Origin of the sequence: Microcoleus sp. Aus8_D2 (genome assembly GCF_036702665.1) — a bacterium.
Lineage (GTDB): Bacteria > Cyanobacteriota > Cyanobacteriia > Cyanobacteriales > Microcoleaceae > Microcoleus.
Genome location: NZ_JAUBUN010000053.1, coordinates 26,921 through 46,067, shown reverse-complemented (window position 1 = coordinate 46,067; position 19,147 = coordinate 26,921). Strand labels below are relative to the sequence as shown.

The 19,147-nt window shown below is 43.1% G+C and carries 11 protein-coding genes and 1 pseudogene; 8 read left to right on the top strand and 4 right to left on the bottom strand.

Going from position 1 to position 19,147, the window contains the following annotated elements; all coding sequences use genetic code 11:
• Positions 1–827: 827 nt before the first annotated feature.
• Both gap and QUB64_RS28565 read left to right on the top strand, forming a co-directional pair.
• A complete protein-coding gene (gene gap / locus QUB64_RS28570) occupies positions 828–1,859 on the top strand; it encodes a type I glyceraldehyde-3-phosphate dehydrogenase (RefSeq protein ID WP_333277170.1) in 1,032 nt (343 codons plus the stop codon).
• 361 nt (positions 1,860–2,220) lie between these two features.
• Entirely contained in the window at positions 2,221–2,586 is a 366-nt protein-coding gene (locus tag QUB64_RS28565) for a DUF1823 family protein (RefSeq protein WP_333277168.1), read from the top strand.
• 224 nt (positions 2,587–2,810) lie between these two features.
• Here the strand turns inward: QUB64_RS28565 and QUB64_RS28560 are convergent.
• Positions 2,811–3,515 (bottom strand): annotated as a pseudogene (locus QUB64_RS28560) (IS1 family transposase).
• A 635-nt stretch (positions 3,516–4,150) separates the two neighbouring features.
• On the opposite strand from QUB64_RS28560, the gene QUB64_RS28555 reads away from it, so the two are divergent.
• From QUB64_RS28555 to QUB64_RS28540, 4 genes are all read left to right on the top strand, one after another.
• The gene (locus QUB64_RS28555) at positions 4,151–7,138 is read left to right on the top strand and encodes a non-ribosomal peptide synthetase family protein (RefSeq protein WP_333277166.1); all 2,988 of its coding nucleotides are present in this window, start codon (positions 4,151–4,153) and stop codon (positions 7,136–7,138) included.
• Positions 7,139–7,474: 336 nt separating this feature from the next.
• Entirely contained in the window at positions 7,475–10,321 is a 2,847-nt protein-coding gene (locus QUB64_RS28550; RefSeq protein WP_333277164.1) for a hybrid sensor histidine kinase/response regulator, read from the top strand.
• Between the two features lie 42 nt (positions 10,322–10,363).
• Complete coding sequence (locus QUB64_RS28545) at positions 10,364–11,602, top strand: ATP-binding response regulator (RefSeq protein WP_333277162.1); 1,239 nt, start codon at positions 10,364–10,366, stop codon at positions 11,600–11,602.
• 1,795 nt (positions 11,603–13,397) lie between these two features.
• Positions 13,398–14,093 carry a CsgG/HfaB family protein gene (locus tag QUB64_RS28540; RefSeq protein WP_333277160.1) on the top strand — a complete coding sequence of 232 codons (696 nt, stop codon included), beginning with the start codon at positions 13,398–13,400 and terminating at the stop codon, positions 14,091–14,093.
• Positions 14,094–14,668: 575 nt separating this feature from the next.
• On the opposite strand, the gene QUB64_RS28535 is transcribed toward QUB64_RS28540, so the two are convergent.
• Complete coding sequence (locus tag QUB64_RS28535) at positions 14,669–17,017, bottom strand: PP2C family protein-serine/threonine phosphatase (protein WP_333277158.1); 2,349 nt, start codon at positions 17,015–17,017, stop codon at positions 14,669–14,671.
• Positions 17,018–17,380: 363 nt separating this feature from the next.
• Entirely contained in the window at positions 17,381–17,593 is a 213-nt protein-coding gene (locus tag QUB64_RS28530) for a hypothetical protein (protein ID WP_333277156.1), read from the bottom strand.
• Between the two features lie 155 nt (positions 17,594–17,748).
• On the opposite strand from QUB64_RS28530, the gene QUB64_RS28525 reads away from it, so the two are divergent.
• On the top strand, positions 17,749–18,165 hold the full coding sequence (locus tag QUB64_RS28525; protein ID WP_333277154.1) for a hypothetical protein: 417 nt from the start codon (positions 17,749–17,751) through the stop codon (positions 18,163–18,165).
• A 51-nt stretch (positions 18,166–18,216) separates the two neighbouring features.
• On the opposite strand, the gene QUB64_RS28520 is transcribed toward QUB64_RS28525, so the two are convergent.
• A complete protein-coding gene (locus tag QUB64_RS28520) occupies positions 18,217–18,561 on the bottom strand; it encodes an NAD(P)H-quinone oxidoreductase subunit M (RefSeq protein WP_293175428.1) in 345 nt (114 codons plus the stop codon).
• A gap of 393 nt (positions 18,562–18,954) precedes the next feature.
• Here QUB64_RS28520 and QUB64_RS28515 point away from each other — a divergent pair.
• Positions 18,955–19,147: hypothetical protein (locus tag QUB64_RS28515; RefSeq protein WP_333394286.1), on the top strand; the 193-nt coding region annotated here is incomplete at its 3' end.

Sequence of the window (19,147 nt, the reverse complement as noted above, 5' to 3'; positions counted from 1 at the left end):
AGCAAGCCGAAGGCTGGTCATTAGTCATTTTAGCCGAAGAGCGAAGCCGAAGGCTGGTCATTAGTCATTAGTCATTAGTCACTAGCCATTAGTGCTGTACCCGCTGGCAAACTTCCAACCTCATTAGTTATTGGTGATGAGTGATTAGTCATTTGTGATTGTACCAATTCTGAAAATGTAGAGCTACCTATAGATTGTAGGCTATATGTGTAGGGACACGGCATTGCCGTGTCCTTGCGCGTATCTGCGACTTTAATCCTGGGCTTCAGGCCCCGACAGTTACCGCCACTGGTGAGAATGCCAGCGCATTTTTGCTTTTCATAAATCTTTTGTGATACTATGCGTGAAAAATTGTTGCTACTGTTATTAACCGTATATAAATTATCTGTCATTGGCACAGTCCCAGCCGGACACGGCAGTGCCGTTTCCCTACATTGTTGCTGCTGTTATTAACCGTATATAAATTATCTGTCCTCGCGTCATAATCCCGGCAGGACACGGCAGTGCCGTTTCCCTACAGGTAAAAACCTCTAATTGCTGATTCTGCAAGATTTATTCAAATTGGTATTATTACTTTAGCTTGCTTTTTAAGAGGCAACTTTGAAAAAAATCTGTGTCTGTTATAGCAATTTTACAATTATCGACCATCTGGCATCAGCCCTTAGCCTGCGGTGATTTCAGGATGAATTGTCCTTCGCCGCCGCCGAATACAGAATTCTTAAGAGATAGAAAAGAATCAGTTACAAAAATCAGTAATCGTGGTAAATTCTAAGCCACAACAGGCGATCGCGCGATCGACTAGCGATATTTTCAATAGGAGTTTAAACATGGCTGCATTAAAAGTCGGCATTAACGGATTTGGTCGCATCGGACGGCTAGTCATGCGTGCCGGCATCAAAAACCCCAACATCGAATTTGTGGGGATTAACGACTTAGTTTCGCCAGAAAACCTAGCTTATCTTTTCAAATACGACTCCACCCACGGCATCTACGACGGCGAAGTAGAAGGGAAACCAGACGGGATTGTCGTTGACGGACATTTTATCCCCTGTACTTCGATTAGAAATCCGACTGAATTACCTTGGGGTAAAGCCGGTGCAGACTATGTTGTAGAATCTACCGGATTGTTTACGGATTTTGAAGGCGGATCAAAACACTTGACGGCGGGAGCAAAACGAGTAATACTTTCAGCACCGACAAAAGACCCGGAAAAAGTTCCCACTTTTCTAGTAGGCGTCAACCACCACAAATTTGACCCTGCAAAAGATACAGTTGTTTCTAATGCTAGCTGCACCACGAATTGTTTAGCGCCAATCGCCAAAGTTATCAATGATAATTTTGGTTTGGAAGAAGGTTTGATGACGACTGTTCACGCGATGACTTCTACTCAACCTACTGTAGATGGCCCGAGCCAAAAAGATTGGCGGGGAGGACGCGGTGCGGCTCAAAATATTATTCCATCTTCGACTGGTGCGGCGAAAGCTGTTACTTTGGTGTTGCCGGAATTGAAAGGAAAATTGACTGGTATGGCTTTGCGTGTGCCGACTCCAGATGTGTCTGTGGTTGACCTTACTTTCAAAACGGGGAAGGAAACTAGCTATAAAGAAATTTGCGAAGCTATGAAAAAAGCTTCTGAAGGTGAACTCAAAGGTATTCTTGGATATACTGAGGATGCGGTGGTTTCGACGGATTTTCAGGGCGATGCCCGATCGAGCATTTTTGATGCAGGTGCGGGAATTGAACTGAATTCTAAGTTTTTCAAAGTGGTTTCGTGGTATGACAATGAGTGGGGTTATTCTTGCCGCGTGATTGATTTGATGCTGTCGATGGCCGAGAAGGACGGATTTTTGGGCAAGTAGTATCGATGCGGGTAAAGAGTTTCTAAGGATTCCCGACGATCGGCGATCGCAAAACCTAATTATGTAGGGTGCGCCGTGCGCACCTTACGGCGATAATTCCCGCGTTAAATCACTTTTTATCTAATACCAATTATCAAAAGTCATGCAATAGTAGCTGTAGGGTGCGGATACGTCGAAAATCCCTAAAAAAGATCGACAATCGAGCGAGCGACGCACCTGACCAACTCTCGCCCGTGTCAACAAATCCAACACTTCTTTTGTCGCAAAAATTTTGAGAAATGGTATAAGTTCTGAGCAACTCAGGTGAAAATCTAGAATCAACTAAATCCAACTTTTTTTAAATTATCATAAAAACCGAATTATGTCTGAACTGCCACCGCTGAATCACGAAACTATTTGGGCTATCCTCAACGAAGAAATGGACGATGCTGCTGTCAACCGCCTAGTTTGGCTGTATCTGGGCTACCGCCCTGATGCGGAGACTGGTAAGTGGAACAGCTCTGATGTTGCTAGCGAGTGGCGCCAAGACTACCCGGAACCGCCGGATTTTATTGATTCTAGGCCGGCGACGGTGAAATTGACGCGATCGACTCCTCCAGAAAACAAGCAGTTACTGAAGGAAAAATTGGGATTTAAGGGCTATAAAATTGGGGAATTCGGGCCGAGACAGACTCGCAGGGCGACGATGGCTAATTGGTTGATGGGTTTTATGGAAGCTGGGGCTTAACAATAGTTCGGACAGTGTTTAAGCAGCCAGAGCACCATAAGACAGGAGGAAGAGGAGGTTAGGGTTGAGTTGAGGAAGGCTATGATGCCCCGCCCCTCTCAGTTAGGGACGTACCCGTTTCCGTGCATCCAGCTCCCGATATTCTAGGCTCATGCCTTGCTCTTGTTTGCCATGTGGATGTAGTCGTGGCAACTTTCGTGGGTAGTCCTGCATAGTAAGCATGATTAAGGGTTTAATTGTATCGATAAATTGGCGTTATAGTCATGAATAAAATACCAAAGAGCTGCCTAGATGATTGGAGAGTTTTTCAAATAATAAAATAGTTTTTATCACCAACAGAGATATTCTTTGTCTCATCGTATTATTAAATATTTCTATATAGTTCGTCTGACAAGTATCCTTTCCTACTGCTTTGTGTCTTTTTTTAGTAAAAACTGTTCCGTAAGCACTCCAAAAGTCTGTATAACTCACAGCACATTGGCGATCGACTGGTGGTAAAGACTCCCATAATCCGCTCGCACTCTTGTTCATCTCTTTTACCAATATATACTCCTACAATTTATGAAGTTAACGCATCAATGGCTCCCAGACACTGCTTAGTACCCTGCTCACCTACAAATGACCACATCTCATCACATTGAATTGTTAGCTTCCCCTTCTTTTTTTACTTCACTTCTACTTCTCTCGCTTACTGCTCCTAATTTTTCACCACCTTTCAGAGACTCCTGTAGCTCTCACAATTCCAGCCTGCATATATCTTTTCTTTCTAAAGCCGATCTATTAACTCTCTTGTTGCTGCGTCCATCGGTTGATGTCTGGGAGCCATGACAAATTGTCTGACACAATCTCGACATTTAAAATTTTGGATAGCCGGAGTGAGTGTGACCATTTTTTACAATATATTGAGAGTTGCACCCTCGACATTTCATAATCTAAAACTCAAGGTAGATTGAATAAGTAAAATTATCACACATTTTCCTGACTATGCAGGACCATCGATAACTTTTCTTGGCATCGGCAGGTTGAAATTTAAAACCCTGAGACATTTTAGTATTCAAGAGAGAATTTTTATGAGTGCTTAGCTGTTTTTTTTTCATATATCATACTCAGAAATTATTTGTCAAGTATAACTTATACTAAATCTAGATCTTCGTACCGGCCACATATCATACTTAAACATACTTTGTCAAGTACAACTTATACCAGATTAGATGCTCTTACCCTGATTAGGTATCAGGTGTCAGGTGTCAGGTCTCAGTCGTTTGTTCTCATAGCATACATGGGACTTACACGAACAAGATATCAATATTTTCAGCCCGATCAGCCTCCGCGACTGTGTGAATTATAAATTTACCTAAATTTTCCTTTTGTTCCTGATAAACATAGTTAGGTCTAGTAAATTATGTAAGCCTATTCCACGACCGAAAGTTTGGTGTCATTGATTACCGCCTTTGCGACCAAAATAAAGATGGTAAAGCGCAAGCAATGCCCGCCTAGTAAATGCTGGAAAGCTTACAGATCGTCGTGCTCTAGGTTCGTAATAATTTATTTGTCAAGGTTTGCAATGAAAAGCATCGAGAATTCCTGCCTTCATAAATTAGTAGAATCCCAAGTAGCGCAAACACCAAATGCTATTGCTGCAACTTGCCAAGCCGAGCAAATAACTTATCAAGAATTAAACCAAAAAGCCAATCAATTAGCACATTATCTGAGAACTTTAGGCGTTAACCCAGAGACACTTATTGGAGTATGTGTTGAGCGATCTCTGAATATGCTGATTGGACTTTTGGGAGTATTAAAAGCCGGCAGTGCTTACGTTCCTCTTGACCCAACTTATCCCGCTGATCGGTTAGCTTTTATGTTGGAAGACTCCCAACTTCCACTACTACTCACCCAAAGCCATCTTTTGAGTTCCCTACCTAAAACAGATGGGATCAGAGTTGTGTGTTTAGACTCAGATTGGCAAGAAATTGAGAAATTCAGCGAAGATAATTTAGATACCGAAGTCACGCCAGATAATTTAGCCTATACTATCTACACCTCTGGTTCGACTGGTAAACCCAAAGGCGTGCAAATTATTCATAGTGCTGTAGTCAATCTTCTGCTCTCAATGAAACAAAAACCAGGAGTGACAAATCGAGATGTACTACTAGCAATAACTACTATTTCGTTTGATATTGCTGTTTTAGAACTTTTCTTACCGTTGATAGTTGGTGCTCGCATTTTTATCGTTAGTCGCGCAGTAGCCATCGATCCTATTAAGTTATCTAAAACAATCACTGAATCGGGCGCTACAGTCATGCAGGCAACTCCTTCAACATGGAGAATGCTATTAGCAGTTAATTGGCAAGGCGATCGCAATTTAAAAATTCTTTGTGGAGGAGAAGCTCTCAATCGACACTTAGCCAATCAATTACTAGAGCGAAGTTCTTCTCTTTGGAATATGTACGGCCCGACAGAGACAACTATTTGGTCAACAATTCATCAGGTAGAAGCTGGTGAGGAAACCATACCAATTGGTCGCCCCATTTTAAATACTAAAATTTATCTGTTCAACTATTCACGCCATTCTAAAAATAACTTTTTTGAGCCTGTTGCTGATGGAGCTGATGGAGAGATATACATTAGTGGTATGGGAATAGCGAGAGGTTATCTTAACCGTCCAGAGATAAATGAGGAAAGGTTTTTTAAGAATCCGTTGAGCAATGAACCGGGCGCTCGTCTCTATAAAACAGGTGACTTAGCTCGTTATCTACCAGACGGTAATATTGCGATTATTGGACGCAGTGATTACCAAGTAAAAATTCGGGGATACCGGATTGAATTAAGAGATATTGAAGCCGCCTGTTTAGAGAATTCTGCGGTGGAAGATGTCGTATTAGTTGTGAGAAATGATACTCATGGAGACGGTTACTTAGTGGCTTATGTGGTGTTGAATTCACAAGCCTTAAAGCTGAGTTCAGCAGAGTTCCGATCATCGCTAAAAGAAAAATTGCCTGACTACATGGTGCCGGCAATGGTGGTGTTTATGGATACTTTGCCATTAACACCTAATTGTAAAGTAGATCGAGAGGCACTACCTACACCAACTCTTGATTCTGTTGAAGAATTTGTTTCTCCACGCACGGAAATAGAGAAAAAATTGGCTGAGATTTGGACTTCAGTTTTAGGGGTTGAAATTGGCATCCATCAAAACTTCTTTGAGTCAGGCGGAAATTCATTACGCACAGCCTTATTACTAAATCGGGTATCCCAAACTTTCCCAGTGCAATTGTCTTTAGATTGCTTGTTCAAATCTCCGACAATTGCTGGATTAGCTGAAGTCATTGAGGCTGTGCAGTCTTCGGGGTCTACGGCTATTTTTGAAACAAACATTGCTGATTTATCCGCTGATGCAGTCTTAGATGAAACAATTCGCCCACTGACAATTACCAGGCTTAAGCCTCAGCACATTTTCTTGACAGGTGCAACGGGTTTTGTTGGTGCTTTTCTACTGCATGAATTGTTGCTGCATAATCCCCAAGCGACTATTTACTGTTTAGTTCGTGCTGATAATTTAGAATCCTCTACCTCTCGACTGCGTAGCACTCTGCAAAATTACGAAATTTGGCAACCAGCATTTAGTGATAGAATGATTCCCATAATGGGAGATTTATCAAAGCCATTATTGGGACTGTCGGCATCACAATTTAGCGAATTAGCAGAGGTAATTGATGTCATTTATCACTGTGGTGCTTATGTCAATTTAGTTTATCCATACACTGCTTTACGGGATGTAAATGTGGGCGGCACAAAGGAGATATTGCGCCTAGCCACTCTGAAAAAAATTACACCAGTCCACTATATTTCTACTCTGGATGTCTTTCAATCCTCGAACTATGATGGCATGAAATTCATTGCCGAAACAGACGATTTACTAAGTTCTGAAGGATATTCTGATGGTTATGCTCAAAGTAAATGGGCTGCTGAAAAATTAGTTATGGCTGCCCGCGAGCGCGGTTTACCAGTTTCTATTTATCGCTTAGGAATGGTGACAGGTCATAGTCAAACAGGCGTTTTTCAACTCAGTAATATGATCTGTCTGATCGTCAAGGGCTTGATTCAATTAGGCTATGGGCCGGAATTAGATATGAATATGAATCTCGCTCCTGTAGATTATATAGTTCAGGCTATTCGGTATTTATCGGATCAACCAGAGTCTATTAACAAGACATTTCATGTATTAAGTTCCCATGTATTACCTATGAACCAACTTGTCTTCAATATTAACGCCCTTGGTTATGCTGTCGCTTCTATTCCTTACCCGCAGTGGCAGGCAAAACTACTCAATATGTCTCCAGAGAATGCTTTAACTCCGATGGCTTCTCTATTTGTCAAAAAATTATATCATAGCCAAAAAACTTTTATTGAGACAACATCCTTTGTCTCTCAAAAGTTTGATGACCGCAACACTCAGGATGCACTAGCGGGTACCGATATTATTTGTCCTCCAATTAATTATTCAGTATTAAATGCTTATTTATCCTATTTCCGTCGTCAAGGTTTTCTGTAATAGAATACTGAGTTAACTTATATATCGGGGTTCTCTATCTTCTGAGGTAAAGTTCGCTCCGGTAAGCCTTTAACCCACACCATCTGTCTGTACCTCATTTTACTCAAAACCTATAATATAGCGTGAGGACTTGAAATTCTAAGCAGAGTTGGATTAAAATTATCCTTAGCGACGATCTGCCGACAGACCGTAACAGGGTAAAAGCATCTAATTTGCCAGGAAATTTACTTGACAAATGCCGTTTACATATGATATGTGAAAAACAGCTAGGCTGGAAAAATAATCTGCGATTCGTCTAGCCTAATTTAAGATCCTCTTAACCTGTAGGATACTGAAATGAATAGAAATTTGCTCGAAAACTTAAAATTGTCTGGAGCTATCATCGAAAGTGTTCGTAACAATCCAAATAAACCAAAAGAATCCCTGACGAAACAAACGCTCTTGAAGATAGCTTTCAGCATGGGCATGGTTATTGTCGCCTCAACTGCTATTAGTTATTTTCAAATTATTTCCCGGATTACTGCTAATTCATTAACCCAATTGGAGCAATACATAAAATTACGATCTGAACGCGAAAGATCAATATTCACCTTAGCTGAAGATAACCACAAGTTGCTAAAACAGGCTTTATTAGAGCAACTCAAAGCAGAAGGAGATCGCGATCCCAAAGCAGAATTCGATCGAAACTTTGTCAGATATCCAGATGGCTCAGTTCGCAATCGTCCCGAACTGTTTCAAATTGACAAAACTGGGGGCTTATTTCTAGGCAAAAATGTCAATATTGACACTGAAATGCAGCGGCGAATAGTCGCATTTTATAAAACAATCAATGCTTATGGCCCAGCATGGCGCAATCGCTTTGCCAACACCTATACGCAAATTCCAGAGAATGGCATGATTATGTATATGCACCAGTATCCCTGGTCGCTAAAAGCACCTTCTAGTGAATCGTTCCGCGTCACAGATGATGAGTCATTCCAAATTACCAGAGAAATCTACGATCCCGAACGCAAAACAGTCTGGACAGGCATTTATTATGACCAAGTAGCTATGGCTTGGATGGCATCTTGTGTGACACCATTAGATGTAAATGGCAAGCATATTGCTACACTCGGACATGATATTTTAATAGATGATTTGCAGAAGCGGACAATTAATGATGGACTCAAAGGCACATACAACATGATTTTTCGAGCCGATGGGCGGTTAGTAGCTCACCCAGAACTCATGCAAAGTATTCAAAAGGGAAATGGACAGTTCTCCATCGCCCAATCAGGAGATTCTCATCTACGGCGAATTTATGAATTAGTCACGACTCATAAACAGGAAAATATAATTATTGACAATCCTGACTATGATGAATACTTGGGCGTTACTAGAATTGATGAGCCAAATTGGTACTTAGTCACAGTTTTCCCCAAATCTTTACTGACCCAAGAAGCCATTACTACTGCTCGCCTGATTCTCCTGCTAGGACTAAGTGCATTACTGATAGAAATTATTATTGTATTCTTAATCTTACAGCGCGAAATTTCTAGACCCCTCAATAAATTAATGGCCGCAACTGAGAGTATTGCTGCGGGGAATCTTGATATTCAAGTTAATGTGAACCGCCCAAATGAATTGGGCCGTTTGGGATATTTATTTAACAAAATGGCTCAGCAAGTGCGCGAATCTTTTGCAGCGCTTGCTAGAACTAATGAGGAATTGGAAGTGCGAGTTGAAGACAGAACTGTAGAGCTTAAACAAGCGAAAGAAGTTGCCGATACTGCTAACCGTGCTAAGAGCGAGTTTCTGGCGAATATGAGCCACGAACTGCGGACACCTCTCAATGGTATCTTAGGATATGCCCAAATTCTTCAGCGGTCGAAACACATAGTTGAGTCAGATCAAAAAGGGATCAATATTATTAATCAATGTGGTTCACATCTACTGACTCTGATTAACGATATCCTTGATTTTTCAAAAATCGAGGCACATAAAATGGAAATATATGCGAGGGATTTTCATTTTCCCGCTTTTCTGCAAGCAGTTGTTGAAATTTGTCGCATCAAGGCAGAACAAAAGGGAATTGATTTTATCTATACCATCGAAGGTCAACTACCAGTTGGCATCTCTGCGGATGAAAAACGATTGCGGCAGGTATTGATTAACTTATTAGGCAATGCTATTAAGTTTACTGAAAAAGGTGGGGTGAAATTTATAATTATCTCCCAAAGAGTGGAAGGTGCGGCTCTGGAAGTACCTTTATATCGAATTAGATTTAAAGTTGAAGATACTGGTATTGGGATATCTAGCGATCACGTTAAAAATATCTTTTTGCCCTTTGAACAGTCTGGTAATATGAAGAAGCAATCAGAAGGTAGTGGACTAGGATTAGCTATCAGCAAAAACATTGTTGAGCTGATGGGCAGTACCTTGGAAGTTGAAAGTGAATTAGGTAAAGGTAGTGTTTTCTGGTTTGATATAGATTTCCCCGAAGCTAAAGAATGGGCAAAAAATACTAAAAGTTCTCAGCAGCGCATTATTGCTGGTTTCAAGGGCGAGCCGCCCAAAGTTCTAGTAGTAGATGACCGTTGGGAAAACCGTTCTGTTATTGTCAATTTGCTCACCCCTATTGGATTTATACTTTTTGAAGCTGAAAATGGTCAAGAAGGGCTTGATAAAATTGCTGAAGTTCAACCCAATCTAGTGATCGCTGATATTGCTATGCCGATTATGGATGGCCATGAAATGGTTAAATATTTGCGACAATCAGCATCATTTACTAATTTATCGGTGATTGTGTCTTCAGCCAGTGTATTTGAGTCAGATCGGCAAAAAAGTATCGATATGGGAGCTAATGAATTTTTGTCCAAACCTGTCCAAGCTGATAGCCTGTTAGATGCGATAAAATCTCTCCTGAAATTAGAGTGGATCTATGAAGATAAATTACAACCGGAAAGCAAACAAGAATTGACCAAAAAAGTTGTTGAAATTGTAGCACCATCGAATGAAGACTTGCTCATCTTATATAATCTTAGTCGTAAGGGATTGATTAACGATTTACTGCAAGAATTGACAAGAATTGAACAAATAGACAATAAGTTTATCCCTTTTGTTCAATATCTTCGCGAATTCGCTAAAGCTTTCAAGCTTAAACAGGTGCGAACTTACATAGAAAAACACCTAGAAAGTCCCTAGTGCAAAAAAAAGCAAATTTATGTATTCAATCCGCAGTAAGTTATGACTAAAAATTCCGACTATCAATCTATTTTGATTGTAGATGATAATCCCAATAACCTAGAAGTTCTCGCCCATATATTGACAGATGTTGGTTATCAAGTTTCTGTTGCTCTTGATGGTGAAACTGCGATTGAGCAAGTAGAATATCATCAGCCTGAACTAATTTTATTAGATATAATGATGCCAGGTATTGATGGATTTGAGACTTGCCGACGATTGAAATTTAATCCCTTAACCTGCGAAATTCCGATTATTTTTTTAACCGCTTTATCTGACTCAAATAATAAGGTAAATGGATTATCTGTAGGAGCAGTAGATTATATTTCTAAACCATTCCAAAGTGAAGAAGTTTTAGCGAGAATTAAAATTCATTTAAAGTTATATAACTTAACTATAAAACTAGAACAGCAGAAGCAACTACTCGAAGAAAAAGTCGAATTACGGACTGTGGAATTATTAGCAGCTAAGGAAGCCGCCGAAGCAGCCAACATTGCCAAAAGCCAGTTTCTCGCTAACATGAGCCACGAACTCCGCACCCCCCTCAATGCGATTATTGGCTATAGCGAGATGTTGCAAGAAGATGCAAAAGATTTAGATCAAGAAAGCTTGATCCCCGACCTAAAAAGAATTCACGGTGCAGGCCGACATTTACTTGGACTAATTAACGACATCCTTGACTTGTCCAAGATTGAATCTGGCAAGATTGAACTTTACTTGGAAACCGTTGATATCTCAGAGTTGATTAAGGAAGTCATAATGATGATTCGGCCACTGGTGGAGAAGAATGCTAATGTCTTGGTAGTTAACTGTGCCGACCATTTGGGATATATGAAAACCGACTTAACTAAGGTACGTCAGAGCTTATTTAATCTGCTTAGTAACGCCAGCAAATTTACCAAGCAAGGCAAAATTACTATTAATGTAGAAAAAAAATATAGGAAATCTGGAATGGCCGATGTGGAACAACAACAATCAGCCATTCCCTACATTTTATTTAAGGTAAGTGATACTGGCATTGGCATAGCTCCCGAACGAATGGAAAAACTGTTCCAACCATTCACCCAGGCTGATTCTTCAACTACACGAGAGTATGGGGGTACAGGATTAGGGTTAGCAATTACTAGAAAGTTGTCTCAGATTATGGGTGGAGATACCTTCGTTGAAAGCGAGGTTGGTAAAGGATCTACTTTTACTATTATACTGCCAGCGGAAGTGACGATCGCAAAGTTAAACCAGTGATCCGGCGTTGCATAGTAAACAACGCCGTAATGTCACCCTGTGGGTGGTGCTGATACCGCCCGGAGGGCGGCCTGACGAGATTGATGCATAAGTTCTATAAATATAGCCTTTCTCAGAAAGATGAGGTATTATATCGCTGACTCACTCATAACGGTAAGATATAGAACAGAAGATAAAATGAACTATAATTATATCAGGAGTCACCGCCTCGCCTGAAGAGTCGAAGCCTCGCCATGAGCAGAGCGCTTAACTCACGGCGAGGTCTCGATTCACAGCACGTTTGTTTGATTGTAGAGAACATCATAAATTACTAAAAATGAAAGCTTATTCTATTGATTTCAGACATAAATTATTAATATTTACCACAATAAGCCCTTTTCACAAAAAGCAATAGCTAACCCTTTTTGTGGAGCTACCGAGCTGCGTCCAAAAATTGCTTAAACAGTATTGTCAGACCCTTGCATATTGCTCCTCACACTTATCGATGTGGATTCAAATTTAAACTCAATCCACGCTGCTCGTATTAGGGGAATTGATTGAAGCAAATAATGATGCAAGTCTCGAATATCTCCGTTATTTACTCGCTTCAAAAATTTGGTGTTGCCATCAGTAGAGCAACAATAGGAAGAATGACAAAACTCTCTTATTATGACTTTTAAAAAAAACACTCTTCCGTTCTGGCAAAGGCAGTGATAGGGTTCTAAGGAACGAAATTTTAATAGCTTAAACACCTCCTATAATCCAATAGGGTTCACTTAAGAAATAACAACAGGGAAAACCGATGAGAAATAGACACTCTTGTTTGCTTCGTTCCTCTCGAAGGACCATCTTAAGTGAACCGTATTGTCCTATAATCCTTTTTACTATAAGGTGCGAGATAAAATGAGGATCTTCCTCAAGATCTGCGTTACCAGGCAGAGCGAAAGTAACAAGCAAATTGCTTAAGTTATTTAATTTTCATTCCTAAGCCTGCTATATGAGTTCTGGTAGAAAATCCGTTCCATCACTTTATAAAACTTAATATTCATTGATGAGTCAGGAGTTAATTTAGCAATGATTAGGTTATATGCTCGGTCTTTAAAAGGTTCAATAGCCTGGGGGAAAAACCGAATAAACGTGGAAAAAAGGTTTCAATAATTGGATCTATCTCGGTCAATAAAGTCCTAACATCAGTTAATTTGATAGGCGTCAATGACGCAATTTAATTTGAGGCTTTCATCATCCAAATTTAGTACCTAAAATAGGGAAATGTGTTTGTGTAGTGATGGACAATTGTATTATACACATGGGGAAAAACGTAGAAAAAGCAATTAAAAAAAATCAAGGGGCAAAATTAATATTACTGCTCGCTCTCTTCACCGGATTTATCACCAATTGATAATTTACGGTCAAAACTTAAAATCATTCTCCGTTCTATCAAGACAACTAATTATCAAGAATTAGGAAAGGCGATAGAGTTTGCATGATTGTCAAGTTTGATTGGAAAATCTTTGGAACTGGCCTATGCCACTGCTGTTATTGTACCTCATATTACTGAGAAAGACTATAATACCTAGTTTACACTATTTGAGCCTTAACTGAACCGTATTGGATTAAACTCTTCCTGTTTTTATTTTTTCCCCTACATCTTCTGCTGTTAACAAAAAAAATTAGAATTGTCGCATTGAAAAAACACTAAAACCCGATCGCCCATTCCCACATTCCCACATTCCCACTCCCTCACCCCCAACCCTGACATCCGGCGGTTCCGTGAAGTATCCTAGAGTCGGCACAAAACAACTGTGAGGAAAAATTTATGAAAACAACCACCAGATCTCGCTTAACCAGCATTTCCCTAGCTACGCTAATGCTAGCAGGCGTCTCAGTCAATGCGATCGCCACACCAGCCACCACCCAACCGACAACCCAACTCGCCCAAGCTACCGCCAAAAAGCGCCTCGTCGTCATGGACTTCGACTACAGCACCACCAACAGCTACTACACTTCCTACAGAGGAGTCGGCGCTGCGAAAGGGATCAGCGAACTCCTCATCAACGAACTCGTCAACAATGGCACTTATACAGTAGTCGATCGCAGCAAACTCGAACAAGTGCTCAAACAAGAAAATCGCACAGGTACAATGGATGCCGGCACCGCAGCCGAAATTGGCAAAAAACTAGGAGTTGACGCCGTACTCATCGGCACCATTACCAAGTTTAATATCGACAAACAATCCGGCGGCGGCAGTTTCATGGGAATCGGTGGCGGTTCCCAAAAAACCAAAGCAACCGTGCAAATAGACGTGCGGTTAATCGGAACAGCTTCGGGAGACATTCTTGCTACCGCCAAAGCAGTAGGAGAAGCCGATCAAAGCGATTCCAATTTTTCTGTCAGAGGTATTGGCGGCAATTCCGGCAGTAGCAATGAAGATGGACTTTTGAGCGCAGCAGTTGACAAAGCCGTATCCCAAATGGTGACTAAACTTGCAGAAGTATCTAAGAAATTGCCCTAAGATAAAGATATCAAGTGCGGTTAAAAATTTCTAGTTAAGTTTGTAGTGAGGACTTCAGTTCTCTCTCGTCTTAAAGGGCGGATATCATTTTCGTTTGCGTCGGTATTATGCGATCGCTAACAAAAGTGCGTGAGTGTAAATAGTCTGATAATATGATTTAAAGATTTGTCAGTCTCACGCACCCTATAATATCATGTCCGGTGGATTGACCACAATAAGATTGGTTTGTAGTGCGGACTTTCGGGCGCGCTCCGGCTGCGGACTTTCGGGCGCACGCGCGATCGAACCGTTTTTGTTATGGCGATCGACCGGACATGATATAACTACTGATTTTTATACCAATTATTAAAAGTCGCAGCTCTTGGGGCCGGACACGGCAATGCCGTTTCCCTACAAATGCTCGCGTACAATCTATATGTATCAATACTTTTCATAATTGTTATTAGTTGGTAGTGACGAATACAAGTTCTCATAAAACTCCCTCGGACTTCAATCCTCAGTACAAACACCGTTGATTGCGAGTAATTAACCGGACTTGGTATAACTAAGGACTAATGACCGATGAATAATGACAATTAATTAGCATTGGGATTTGAGTTAGAACCAACAGCGCATTTCCCTTGTTGATCAGGGCTAGGAGTCGGGTTGGAAGCTACCTTAGAAACAGCATCCTGTTCTTGAATCCATCCGATTTCCCCCGCTTGCAGCTTGGCGCTTTCTACTGCCACTGTTGGCTTAACAGGGGGAGAAGGCGAGGGACTTGCCGAGGCGCCAGAAGGCGAGGGACTTGCAGAGGCGCCAGAAGGCGAGGGACTTGCAGAGGCCGGAGATGGACTGACTGCTGGTTTTGAAACAGTCAAAAAATCTTTATTTGACTTGGGTTTTGGAGAGTTCGATCGCGTTATTTCAGGAATCGAACAAACTTTCAATTCCAGCCAATTGCCTTGAGGCGTAAGCTGTTTGTTTGTCACCTGCAAAACGCTGCCTGCAGGGACTGTTCCTTTGACAGTCAACTCACCGATTGCGACTCGCAAATCCAAGCGATCGCCCAAGGCGCCCAATTCCCCAGCCGCAGAACTTTTAATCTCTATAAACGAGCCTTTTTCTAAAGACTTGACCGGAGAAGGTACCGATTCAACAGTTTTCTCCGGCCCGTTTCTAGGATTAATTAAACCGCGTTTCCCGAAAATCGACTCCCCGGCAGTATCGATCGCCCGACCCACCGGAGGAATGAAAAAATAAGCAAATACACCTCCCAAACCCAACAAAAATACAATTTTAACCAGCAGCGAAAATAGACTTTTGCTTTTGTCTGGCAGCCATACCAACTGCGTTCTCACTTGAGAATTAGGGCTGGTGCTATCCGTCAAATCGGTTGGCATATCCTCACTGTCGGCAATTAGTTCGATCGGCAAATCTAAAGGTGCGATCGACAATTCTGTGAAAGTATTGCCATCTTCCCTCAAATGTGCTTGACAGTGAATTAAAGCAACAGTGACGTTATCGTGACCGTTTCTAGTATTAGCAATCTCGATCAGCCGATCGCGCGCCTTCGCCACACTAATGCTACCGTCGAGAATCGGCAAAATCTCCGCTTCCCAACATTCCTCAACCCGGTCTTTATCGCTCAAACCATCGGAACACAGCAGCAAAACGCAATCCTCATCCACCGGAAAACGCTGCACAGTCGGGTGCAGAGTGTTGGAAGAAGTAATGCCCAAAGCTTGAATCAGAGCTCCAGCGGCCACTTGTTCCAAAGCATCCCGGTAGAGGGAATAGCCCAAACGCACCTCGCGGCAAGCCACATCGTCATCGAGAGTAACTTGATAGCAGCCGGTGCGGGTAATCCAGTAAGCGCGACTGTCTCCGACGTGGGCGACATAGAGCTCGTGAATGTGGGCTAAAGCCATCACTAGGGTAGTTCCCATGCGTTGGCGGCCTTGGCGGTGTTCGATGTCGTTGCGACCGGCTATTTTGTCGTTAGCAGCACAAGCGGCCCGTTCCAACTTGGAAGTCAGGCTCAGCGGCTCGTAAATATCCCTGTGCAGCACCATTTGCTGCAACTTTTCCCGCAGCACCTCAATCGCCAATTCCGAAGCCACTTCGCCGCCGTCTTGTCCGCCGATACCGTCGCAGACGATCGCGATCGCGGACGATCCCGGCAGTCCGGTGAACACCGTACCCCCCGGCGGATAGCAGGCATCTTCGTTGTGAGCGCGTGCTCTACCGACATCCGTGCCCGTGGCAATTTCAACATGACGATCGTAAAATCGGCCGCATTTTGCCAGAGCTTTATCCAACTGGCCCATTAGTTGTTCGCCGTGGCGCACTTGACCGGCCACCATTTGCTGGCAAAGTTGCCGCAAAAAATTGGCAATCGCCGGGTGAGCATCTTCGAGCCACTGCTGCCACAATTTGCCCAATTGGGACAAACTAGGCGGTTTGCGATCGGGCTGCAATTCCAGAAAGCGCACCAATTGGCCCTCCACCCGCAGCAGTTCCGGAGTCAGCAGCGTCGAAGCCACGCCCTGAGCGATAAACGGCTGCCAAATTTGGGCAATTTGCCACAGCCAATTGAGCTGTCGCATCGCGGCGGCCCCTTTCCAGGAGTCTGCCAATTCCGGCATTAAAGATTCCGTCACCTTCAAAATAGGCGTGTTTTCCAGGAGCCAGATATCTCCCGAGAGCTTGCTGATCTGGGACGATACCAGCCCGTATACTTGAGGTACGTGCAACTGATAGGCAAACAGTCTCAGATAAGGAACGATCGCACTCGGAATCTCTTCGGGCAGTTCCGGCAACTGTTCTGGTTGAGTATCGACAAGAAGTCGATCGCGCTTGACCAAATAGCGACCCGCAATCAGATCACCCGGTTTACACGCTTTGATCCCTTCACCTACAGCCCACAAGTAGTGTTTTGGCACATAGTTTTGCATGTTTGGTTCCTGACGCCTTTGGGCCGTGCTGATCTGAACTATTTTAGCGCTTGAACCTCGACGGGTTGATACGTGGCGATTATTGTACACCCCCGCTTTCTCAGCACACGGGGATTCATAAGACTTTACAGTCCTAATATCCTGATTTTTCAGGTTCCCAGGCTCACCACGTTTGCACTTTTATGTGCGCAGTCATATCTCCTGACAATGTTTTAGGCGTGACTTTCCCCCAGTCTAGGGGTAGGTTTTCATGTCTTGTACTGACAAAAACAGTCTACCATTTTGTTGGCGCCCCGATAAATTTTGGTATCAGGTTTCACGGATGGACGCTTTCTCTTGCGGGGCCTATCGTCAGGAGGCTTGAAAGCAGGCTGTTTCGATCGCATTCCAGAGAGTGCCAATTTCCCAAGCAATCGCAGCCCTGAGCGCGAATAGAGATTTGAGACTGACTCTAATGCTACGATGCAGGTACGTAGAAATCACCTGAGCCGACAGGTATAAATAAATATCAATTCTCGGTTTGGTCGATCGGGCGATCCGTGGCTCGCGCCTGAGGCAAGGCAAGTAAAGTTAAATTTAACCTTACCCGCATACGGATACAAGCTCCCGACAGGAGTCCTGAGCAACCCCAAAAATTAGATATTAGTTCAAGCCCCCAGATTCATCTGTGGAATCCATCTAAAATCTAAAGTCTAAAATCTCAAATCTCAAATCTCAAATTGACCGATCGGCATCTGCAAGCTGTTGAGTTTTTAACCATGCCCCCACATGAATCAAGCGCCTTTCCCGAGAATTTGCCCGCTCCGAAGCTGCTGGCTCCAGTGGAGGTAGACGAAATGCTGACTAAGATTAAGCATTCTCACGGTTTTTATTACCAAGTGATGAATCTTGAGGTTTGGGCGCTGGTAGAAACCTTGGATGGGCTGTTTCCGGGCGCTTGGGGTCAGTTTATGACCAACCGCCAAGTTGCGGTAAAACAGTTTTTGCAGCGCGATCGCGATCCCAATTATGGGATCGATCCCCAGGATGGCCCGAAAGACGCACAAACGAGGGGGAGTGAGGAAGAAGCAAGAAGCAAGAAGGAAGAAGGAAGAAGGAAGAAGGATGAGGCAAAAAGGAAGAAGGATGAACTATGAAGGAAGATTTTTTCTCCCTCTGGGCCACTCTCCCCCTCTTCCCCTCTCCCCTTACAGGTGAATTTTGGCATCAACTTGGGGAAGTCCCATGCTGTAGTTGACAGCGCGGCTGTTGAGGTTGTAGCTGATTTGACCTTTCTGTAAGAACGATCGCACTAAGTGTTCCAATTCCGAACCGATGCGGCGGAGGTTGTATTCCGTCAAGTCTTCGCCCTCGTAGGAGTCTACGAGTTGGTCAAATTTGGCATATACCTGTTTGACTGATTCGTCGTTCCAGTTGAGTTCGTTGTCGGGGTCAATGTCGATCGTCAAAAGGTCGTTGCTGGGTACGAGTTCGTTGTCTTCGAGGATGGCGGTGTATATGCGAATATGGCGGGTTGTGGACTTGAGCTGCATGAGTTCTTATTTGTAAAGATTTTTTCCTGAATTTATTGTAATGGCTGGGAGATGCGCGGGGAACTGGGGATGAGGAGGATTGAACCGCGAAGACGCTTTCATGCGCGAAGGAAGAGAGGGAGAAGGGGGGAAGGGCTTCTTTGGGGTGTCGTATTTTCGCGATCGGCCAGAAACCGGGTTTTTCGCGAAAATATGCGTTTGAACCCGCAGATTCGGAAAAAAACCCGGTTTCTCAGAGTCGCAGCCCTTAAATCCAGTACAGGGGGCCAGAAACCGGGTTTTTTCGCGAAAATATGGGTTTGGGCCGACAGATTCGGCCAAAAACCCGGTTTCTCAGAGTCGCAGTGCTTAAATCCAGTACAGGGGGTCAGAAACCGGGTTTTTCGCGAAAATATGCGTTTGAACCCGCAGATTCGGCAAAAAACCCGGTTTCTCAGAGTCGCAGCCCTTAAATCCAGTACAGGCGGCCAGAAACCGGGTTTTTTCGCGAAAATCTGGGTTTGGCCCGACAGATTCGGCAAAAAACCCGGTTTCTCAGAGTCGCAGCCCTTAAATCCAGTACAGGCGGCCAGAAACCGGGTTTTTT

Bases quoted from the DNA above. Each gene is read 5' to 3' on its own strand.
- gap (WP_333277170.1), top strand. From the start codon at position 828: ATGGCTGCATTAAAAGTCGGCATTAACGGATTTGGTCGCATCGGACGG.
- QUB64_RS28565 (WP_333277168.1), top strand. From the start codon at position 2,221: ATGTCTGAACTGCCACCGCTGAATCACGAAACTATTTGGGCTATCCTC.
- QUB64_RS28555 (WP_333277166.1), top strand. From the start codon at position 4,151: ATGAAAAGCATCGAGAATTCCTGCCTTCATAAATTAGTAGAATCCCAA.
- QUB64_RS28550 (WP_333277164.1), top strand. From the start codon at position 7,475: ATGAATAGAAATTTGCTCGAAAACTTAAAATTGTCTGGAGCTATCATC.
- QUB64_RS28545 (WP_333277162.1), top strand. From the start codon at position 10,364: ATGACTAAAAATTCCGACTATCAATCTATTTTGATTGTAGATGATAAT.
- QUB64_RS28540 (WP_333277160.1), top strand. From the start codon at position 13,398: ATGAAAACAACCACCAGATCTCGCTTAACCAGCATTTCCCTAGCTACG.
- QUB64_RS28520 (WP_293175428.1), bottom strand. From the start codon at position 18,561: ATGCAGCTCAAGTCCACAACCCGCCATATTCGCATATACACCGCCATC.